The sequence below is a fragment of the Roseateles chitinivorans genome (assembly GCF_002761755.1).
In the GTDB taxonomy this organism is placed as follows: domain Bacteria; phylum Pseudomonadota; class Gammaproteobacteria; order Burkholderiales; family Burkholderiaceae_C; genus Roseateles; species Roseateles chitinivorans.
Genome location: NZ_PEOG01000125.1, coordinates 1 through 7605, shown reverse-complemented (window position 1 = coordinate 7605; position 7605 = coordinate 1). Strand labels below are relative to the sequence as shown.

Here is a 7605-nt window from a genome sequence, read left to right as displayed (position 1 = left end):
GGCCCGCCGCCGAACAGGTCGGCGAACGGGTTGGAGCTGGACAGCGCCGCGGGTGCCGCCGTGGTGCCCAGCGGTGCCGGTGGCGCCGGGATCGGCATGGGCGCGCGCATCGGTGCCGGCGTGATCGGACGGGCGAGGTCGGGCGCGCGGCGGATGACGGTGGCGCCGCTGTCGTCGCCCGCCTCGTTCTGCACCTCCAGCAGATAGCCGCCGATGCGGACCTGGTCCAGGTGGCGCAGCGGCACGGCCTGACCCTGGGCGACCGGCTGCCCGGCGACGGTGATCGGATTGGCGCTGCCGACGTTGCGGATCACGAAGCCGCCGGCATCGGCGCTGATCTCGGCCTGCTGGCGGGAGATGTGGCGCTCCGGGTCGGGCAGCGCCATGGTGTTGTGGTCGGCGCGACCGATGGTCCCCCCGGTGGCGTCGAAGCGCGCGGTGATGGGCTGCGTCAGGGGCAGGTCGTTGAGCGACACCGCGCGCAGGGTGAGGGTCATGATGCTGCCTTTGGGACCTCGAGAGACTGGCATGGGATGTTTGCGTGACAAAGGTCCTGCTTCAATGAACGAAAGTCACCTGCGGGGGGCTTGTCGCTGTTTCATACTCCACCCCGCTCGAATCCCGACGTGATGCCGATGTCGACCACTTTCCGTCCCGACGCCCCGACCGCCTCTCCCTGGATCGCCAACGCGCTGCGAGGCGGTGCGCCGTCCGCCCTGTCGGCCGTCTCGGTGCTGCTGCTGAGCCTGGCCCTGGCGGCCTGCCAGACGCCCGCGCCACCGCCGCCGCCGCCCGAGCCGGTGGTGACCGCACCGCCCCCGCCTCCTCCGCCGCCGGAGCCGGTCCCGCCGACGCCCGCCGAGCAGGCGCTGGCGCAGAAGACCGCGATGCAGTCGATCGAGCTGCTGGAAGCCGGCCAGGAAGACCAGGCCCGCGCCGAGCTGCAGCGCGCGCTGCAACTGGATCCGGCCAACAAGCTGGCCAACAACCTCATGAAGCAGATCACCGCCGACCCGGTGGCGCTGCTGGGCCGCGAGTCCTTCGCGTACACGGTGCAGTCCAGCGACACCCTGTCGCGGATCGCCGGCCGCTTCATGGGCGACATCTACGCGTTCTACATCCTGGCCCGCTACAACGACATCCGCGTGCCGCGCCAGGTCGCCGGCGGCCAGGTGCTGCGTATCCCGGGCAAGCCGCCGGCGGGTCCGCTGTATCCGCGTCCCTCGGCGCGCCCGGATCCGAAGGCCACCGCTTCTCCGCCCGCCGCGCCGCCGACCACCGTCGCCGCGGCCCCGGCCCCCGCTGCCCCGCCCTCGCCGCCGCCCGTCCCGGAACTCTCGCCCGGCGAGAAGGCGATGCGGGCCGGTGACGCGCACGAGCGCGCCGGCCGCCTGGACAAGGCGCTGGAGGAATACCGCCGCGCCGAGGCCGCCGACCAGCCCGGCGCCGCCGCCAAGATCGAGGCCCTGCGCAAGAAGCAGATCGCCCGCGCCACGCTGAGCGCGCGCACCGCCTTCGCCAAGCAGGACCTGGCCGGTGCGATCCGCGGCTGGGACACGGTCTTGCAGCTCGATCCGGACAACGAGCTGGCCAAGCTGGAGCGCCAGAAGGCGGTCACGCTCAAGGCCAAGGCCGATCAGCTGAAGTGAGACCTCGCCGCGCAGGCGGCGTTGGCAACCGAAAAAGAGGCGCCGCGTGCGCCTCTTTTGCATGGCGGCTCGACGGCTGAAGCGCCGTCCATCGCTCGGATAAGGGGCGAGTCGGATAGCTCAAATACTGTATATTCATACAGTTGTTTGTCACTTCCGCGCGCTCCATGGACCTCGACCGCAAGCTCGCCATCCTGGCCGATGCCGCCAAGTACGACGCCTCCTGCGCGTCCAGCGGCACCGACCGGCGCGATTCCGTGGGTGGTGCCGGCATCGGCTCGACCGAGGGCATGGGCATCTGCCACAGCTACGCGCCGGACGGCCGCTGCATTTCGCTGCTCAAGATCCTGCTGACCAACCATTGCCAGTACGACTGCCTGTACTGCGTCAACCGGTCGTCGAGCAACGTGGCGCGGGCGCGCTTCAGCGTCGAGGAGGTCGTGCGGCTGACGCTGGACTTCTACCGCCGCAATGTCATCGAAGGCCTGTTCCTCAGCAGTGGGATCGTCAAGAGTCCCGACCACACGATGGAACAGGTGGTGCGGGTGGCGCAGACGCTGCGCGAGGTGCATGACTTCCGCGGCTACATCCACCTCAAGACGATCCCGGACGCCAGCGACGAGCTGCTGCGTCGTGCCGGCCGGTATGCCGACCGGCTCAGCATCAATGTCGAGATGCCCACCGAGGACGGCCTGCGGCAGCTGGCGCCGGAAAAGGACACGACCGCGATCCATCGCTCGATGGGTCGCCTGCGGCTGCACATCGACGAAGCGCGTGAGGCGCGCGCGTCGACCCGCGCATCGGGCGTCGCATCGGCCGGCGCATCGACCGAGGCGCCGATCCGCGTCATCCCCGGCGCCGCGGCCCGGCCCGCGCGGCCTCCCCGCTTCGCGCCGGCGGGCCAGAGCACGCAGATGATCGTCGGCGCCGACGGCAGCGACGACCGCAGCATCCTGCGCAGCAGCGCGGCGCTCTATGGCCGCTTCCGCATGCGGCGCGTCTATTACTCGGCGTTCAGTCCCATCCCCGATGCGGCGCGAGCGCTGCCGCTCAAGGCCCCGCCGCTGGTGCGCGAGCACCGCCTCTATCAGGCCGACTGGCTGATGCGCTTCTACGGCTTCGATCACGAGGAGATCGTCGACGACGGCACCGGCCTGCTGCGGCTGGACGTCGATCCCAAGCACGCCTGGGCGCTCGCCCATCCCGAGCGCTTCCCGGTCGACCTCAACCAGGCGCCGCGCGAGCTGCTGTTGCGGGTGCCCGGCCTGGGCGTCGGCTCGGTCGATCGGCTGATCGCCGCCCGCCGCCTGCGGCGGGTGCGGGCCGAGGACCTGCGCCACATGAAGCTGCCGGTGCGTCGGGTGCTGCCGTTCGTCATCGTCGACGGCCACCGACCGGGCGCGATACCGCCCACCGGCCTGCCCGCCAAGGACGCGATGGGCGCGCGCCTCGCGACCGGCGCACCGACGCAACTGGGGCTGTTCGGATGACCCGCGTGCGGCTCGAGGGGCCGGTCGACTTCGACGGCTTCCGGCGCGCCGCCCGGCGCCTGGTGCTGGACGGCGTGGCGCCGGAGGCGGTCGAGTGGATCACCGGCGAGGAAGGTGGCGACCTCTGGTCGACCGCGGGCGAGATCGATGCGGGCGTGGTCGATGCAGTCGATGCCGCCGACGATCCGTCCCCAGCGCCCACGTCGAAGGCGCGCGCCGCGAGCGCCCCGTTCACGGTGCCGGCCTCGTTCCTGTCGCTGTGCCGGTCCGCCCTGCTGCATCGCGAGCCGCGGCGTTTCGAGCTCCTGCACCGCTTGCTGTCGCGGCTGAAGGCCAATCCCGCGCAGTGGCGCGACGGGTTCGACGAGGACCGCCGCCATGCGGAGCGGCTCGCTCGCGAGGTGCGACACGAGATCCACAAGACCCATGCCTTCGTGCGCTTCGTCCCGGTCGAGGACGGCGACGGCGAACGCCTCGTCGCCTGGTTCGAGCCCGAACATCACGTGCTCGAGGCCGCCGCGCCGTTCTTCGCGCGGCGCTTCGCCACCCTGCGCTGGTCCATTCTGTCGCCGCGCGTCTCGATGCACTGGGACGGTATCGAGCTGTGCGCCGGCCCCGGGGCCCGACGGGAGACGGCGCCGCCGCCGGATGCCGGCGCGGCGCTGTGGCTGACCTACTACCGCAGCATCTTCAATCCGGCGCGCCTGAAGGTGGCGATGATGACGCGGGAGATGCCGCGCCGTTACTGGGCCAACCTGCCGGAGGCGGCCCTGATCGAACCGCTGGTGGCGCAGGCGGATGGGCGCGTCCAGGACATGCTGGACGCCGCGCCGACCACGCCCCGACGCATCCGTCCGATCGTGCTGCCGCGCCGCTCGTCGACGTAACGCCCGTCACCCCGATGAGCGAGCGCGCCCGCGCCCGCCGCCGCTAACATCCGCACCGCCCTCATTCCTCGGCGAGCTCGCGCCGCTGTTCCGCATGACCGCCCAGACGCCGCGCAATTTCGCCATCGACTGCCTGCGCGGCGTGGCCATCCTGCTGGTGGTGGTCCATCACCTGGCCCTGCCCTTCCGCCTGCCGCTGGCACCCAGCATCGCCGGCACCTGGCTGCCCAAGCGCCTGACCGACGCGATCAGCTTCAACGGCTACGAGGCGGTGTTCATCTTCTTCGTGATCTCGGGCTTCCTGATCACGACCCGCCTGCTGGCGCGCGGCGGCGACCTGCGCCGGATCGACCTGCGCGCCTTCTACCGGGCCCGCGCGACCCGCATCCTGCCGCTGCTGGGGGTGATGCTGGCGCTGCTGTCGGGCCTGGCGCTGCTGGGGGTGCCGGGCTTCGCGCCGGGCGAGCGGCAGTCGCTGGCCGGCCTGCTGGGCTCGGCGCTGAGCTTCACCTTCAACTGGTATGAAGGCCGCACCGGCTGGGCGCCGGCGGCCTGGGACGTGCTCTGGTCCCTGTCGATCGAAGAGGTCTTCTACGTCGGTTTCCCGCTGCTGTGCCTGGCACTGCCCCGGCCGCTGCTGGTGGCGGCGCTGCTGGCCCTGGCGCTCGCCCTGGTGCCGCTGAGGTCGCTGGTGCCGCCGAGCGACGAGGTCTGGTGGGAGAAGGCCTACCTGCCCGGCATGTCGGCGATCGCCTGGGGCGTGCTGGCGGCGCTGCTGGCGCGGCGCTGGCGACCCGGCGCGCGCGAGGCCAGCCTGCTCGCCGTGCTCGGCGGCGTCGGCCTGCTGCTGGTCATCGGCTGGGGCGAGCTCGTCCACCGGCATCTCTTCAAGGGCGGCATGTACGTCCTGTGCGTCGGTACCGCCGCGCTGCTGATCGCCGCGGTCGCGCATCCGCCAGCGCCGCGCCGCGGCTGGCGCTGGCTCGCCCGCATGGGCGAGCTGAGCTACGAGCTCTACCTGAGCCACATGCTGGTCGTGCTCGGCACGGTGGCGCTGTATCGCGCCGCGATGGGCGCGTCGCAGGCCTGGACCTTCCTGGTCTACCCGCCGGCGGTGGTGCTGTGCGTCGTGCTGGCGGGGGTGCTCGAGAAAACCGTGTCCGCGCCCCTGCTCCGCCGCTGGCGCAGCCACAGCACCAGCGCCAGGCCGCCGAGCACCGACATCGCCCAACTGGCCGGTTCCGGCGCGGGCGAGGGCTCGGCGGACAAGGCGTAGTTGAAGCCGGACGCCGAGCTCACCGTGTAGTCGAGCCGGTTGCCGAACCAGTCGGTCACCTGCGAGATGCCGCCCCAGTAGATCGTCGGCGCATCCGCGGACAGCGAGCCGGCGGTGGCGATGCCCGCGGCGTTGAGTTGGCTGTTCATTTCCAGGTACAGGTCGAGGTCGACCGCGGAGCCGGCCAGCACCGCCGCGGAGAACGAGTAGACCGCGTACACCTGGCCGATCTCGCCGACATTCCAGTGGCTGGTCGTCGTGACGCTGCCGTCATAGCCCAGCCGGGTGGTGCTGTCCCAGCTCGTCAGGTAGAAGTTGTCGAGCCGGTGGACGAAGGTCCAGTCCACCGAGCCGGCGTCCCCGCCCGAGGCCGACGGGCTGACCGGATCGATCGACGCCGAGCTGCCGCCAGCGATGACGATGTTGTAGTGGACGATCAGCTCGCTGTCCGGGCCGCCGTCCAGGCGGCGGAAGGTCATCGCGTCGTGCTGGTAGGCCGACAGCGACGCCGATCCACCGCCAGTGCCGGCGAAACGGGTCGCGAGGCTGCCCGACAGCCGTCCCGGCCCGATGCGGGTCGAGCCGCTCGTGTCGACGCTGAACGGCCGGCCCGACCCGTCCAGCCCCGCGTCCCGGGCCGAGGCGCTCAGCGCGCCCGGGCTGCCGATCTGCGAGCGACTGTCCGCGACCGCCCCGGCGCTGACGTCGATGCGCTGCATCGGCGCGTCGGGCGGATTGAACTGCGCGCGGACGCCGGATGCGGTCGCGGCAAGGACTGCGGCAAGGAGAAGCGATTTCATGGTGGCGGGACTCTGTCGATGCTCGTGCGGCGCACGCGGTGCGGCGGCCGAGCAAACGAAGCGCCCATGTCCCGCACTCCGGGGGCGCGACAGGCTGTCGATGGAAAAACGAATGGCACCGGCGCGCCGGGCGGATAAGAACGCCGCTTGCCCCGACCGGCTTCATGCCGACCCACTTCAAGGAGCCTCCATGGAAGTCCAGCAACTGCACCGCGGACGCCTGATCGACCACCTGCAGCTCGTCGTGCGCGACCTGGCCGCGAGTCGCCGCTTCTACGAGGCGGTCCTGCCGCCGCTGGGCGTGCCGATCGGCGGGTCGGGCGACGACTACTTCTGGGCCGATGAGCTGTTCGTGTCGACCGCCAGCAGCGATGCGGCGCAGGGCCAGTTGACCGGGCGGCATCACCTGGCCTTCCAGGCCCGGGACCGCGCGGCGGTCGATGCCTTCCACAAGACCGCGCTGGCCAACGGCGGCACCGACAACGGCGCGCCCGGCGAGCGGCCCTATCACCCGGGCTACTACGCGGCCTTCGTGCTGGACCCCGATGGCAACAACATCGAGGCCGTCTTCCATGGCGAGGCGCAGCGCAGCGCGCCGTCGGTCACGGTGACGTTCTAGGTCTCCGCGCGGGCGGAGCCGCTGGCCGACGCGCCTGGGGCCACCGCTGGCGGCTACCGCTTCTCGACCTTGTTCTTTGCCGTCGCCGCCGGCCCCGCGGCCGGCGCCTTGGCGGCCGACTCGTCGATGAGCTGGCGCATCAGCGCGGTCGCGCGGGCGTTCTTCGGATCGACGCGCAGGCACTTCTGCAGCAGCATCACCGCGCCGGACTTGTCGATCGTCGAGATCTTCTCGGCCTTGCGGACGTAGAGGTCCGCCAGCAGCCGCTTGGCCGACGGATCGTTGCGGTCCTGCGGCGCGCGGCGCTCGAGCAACCGGATGGGTTCGTCGAGCTCGCCCTGGGCGGCCAGCATCGCGATGTGCTCGAGTTCGTTGCGGTCCGATCCGGCCGGGGCCGCGGCCTGAGCCGTGTCCTTGCCCGCCGCGCCCGCCGCCTGGGCCTTGGCGCCGGTCGCCGGCTTGGCGGCCACCGGCGGGGGCGCCTTGCGCAGCGTCAAGCGCGTCGGCTTGCCCAGGTAGCTCTTCTGGTTGCGTTCCTTCTCGATGCCGCGCAGCGCGTCGGCTGCCGCCTCGTTGTCCGGCTGCAGCGCGAGCACGCCCAGGTAGGACGCGCTCGCGCCCTCCAGGTCGCCACGCTTCTGCGCCGCCCTGGCCTTCTCGAGCCGCTCGGCCACGCCGCTGTCGATCAGTTGCCGGGTCGCCGCCAGGCTGTCGCGGTAGCCGGCGTTGTCGGGTCGCAGGACGGTCAGCGCTTCCCAGGTCCAGGCGGCCTCGGCCAGCTGACCCTCCTTCACCTGGTCCTGCGCGCGCGCGACCTGTGCCTGCTCGAAGGCGCTGGGCGGCGCGCCGGCCACGCCTTCGCCGCCGCGCAGCGTGCCGCTCGG

7 protein-coding genes are annotated in these 7605 nt (G+C 71.9%); 5 read left to right on the top strand and 2 right to left on the bottom strand.

Features of this window, described 5'->3' with window-relative positions:
- Window positions 1–497: FHA domain-containing protein (locus tag CS062_RS24570; protein ID WP_158238924.1), on the bottom strand; the 497-nt coding region annotated here is incomplete at its 3' end.
- A gap of 138 nt (window positions 498–635) precedes the next feature.
- Between CS062_RS24570 and CS062_RS24565 the strand changes: the two genes are divergently transcribed.
- The 5 genes from CS062_RS24565 (at window position 636) to CS062_RS24545 (ending at window position 6721) form a co-directional block, all read left to right on the top strand.
- Window positions 636–1649 carry a LysM peptidoglycan-binding domain-containing protein gene (locus tag CS062_RS24565; protein ID WP_143742505.1) on the top strand — a complete coding sequence of 338 codons (1014 nt, stop codon included), beginning with the start codon at window positions 636–638 and terminating at the stop codon, window positions 1647–1649.
- 167 nt (window positions 1650–1816) lie between these two features.
- The gene (locus tag CS062_RS24560) at window positions 1817–3139 is read left to right on the top strand and encodes a putative DNA modification/repair radical SAM protein (RefSeq protein WP_099864454.1); all 1323 of its coding nucleotides are present in this window, start codon (window positions 1817–1819) and stop codon (window positions 3137–3139) included.
- Entirely contained in the window at window positions 3136–4026 is an 891-nt protein-coding gene (locus tag CS062_RS24555) for a TIGR03915 family putative DNA repair protein (protein ID WP_099864452.1), read from the top strand. The genes CS062_RS24560 and CS062_RS24555 overlap by 4 nt, the downstream gene beginning before the upstream one ends.
- Window positions 4027–4120: 94 nt before the next feature.
- Window positions 4121–5302: an acyltransferase family protein gene (locus CS062_RS24550; RefSeq protein WP_099864450.1), complete on the top strand. Its 1182-nt coding sequence runs from the start codon at window positions 4121–4123 to the stop codon at window positions 5300–5302.
- Window positions 5303–6292: 990 nt separating this feature from the next.
- Window positions 6293–6721 (top strand): VOC family protein, encoded by a 429-nt coding sequence (locus CS062_RS24545; protein WP_091724473.1) that lies wholly within the window; start codon window positions 6293–6295, stop codon window positions 6719–6721.
- Window positions 6722–6774: 53 nt separating this feature from the next.
- On the opposite strand, the gene CS062_RS26460 is transcribed toward CS062_RS24545, so the two are convergent.
- A partial coding sequence (locus CS062_RS26460; RefSeq protein WP_199174350.1) for a hypothetical protein occupies window positions 6775–7605 on the bottom strand: 831 nt, incomplete at its 5' end.

Excerpts from the sequence above, each read along its gene's own strand:
- CS062_RS24565 (WP_143742505.1), top strand. The coding sequence starts at position 636 with ATGTCGACCACTTTCCGTCCCGACGCCCCGACCGCCTCTCCCTGGATC.
- CS062_RS24560 (WP_099864454.1), top strand. The coding sequence starts at position 1,817 with ATGGACCTCGACCGCAAGCTCGCCATCCTGGCCGATGCCGCCAAGTAC.
- CS062_RS24555 (WP_099864452.1), top strand. The coding sequence starts at position 3,136 with ATGACCCGCGTGCGGCTCGAGGGGCCGGTCGACTTCGACGGCTTCCGG.
- CS062_RS24550 (WP_099864450.1), top strand. The coding sequence starts at position 4,121 with ATGACCGCCCAGACGCCGCGCAATTTCGCCATCGACTGCCTGCGCGGC.
- CS062_RS24545 (WP_091724473.1), top strand. The coding sequence starts at position 6,293 with ATGGAAGTCCAGCAACTGCACCGCGGACGCCTGATCGACCACCTGCAG.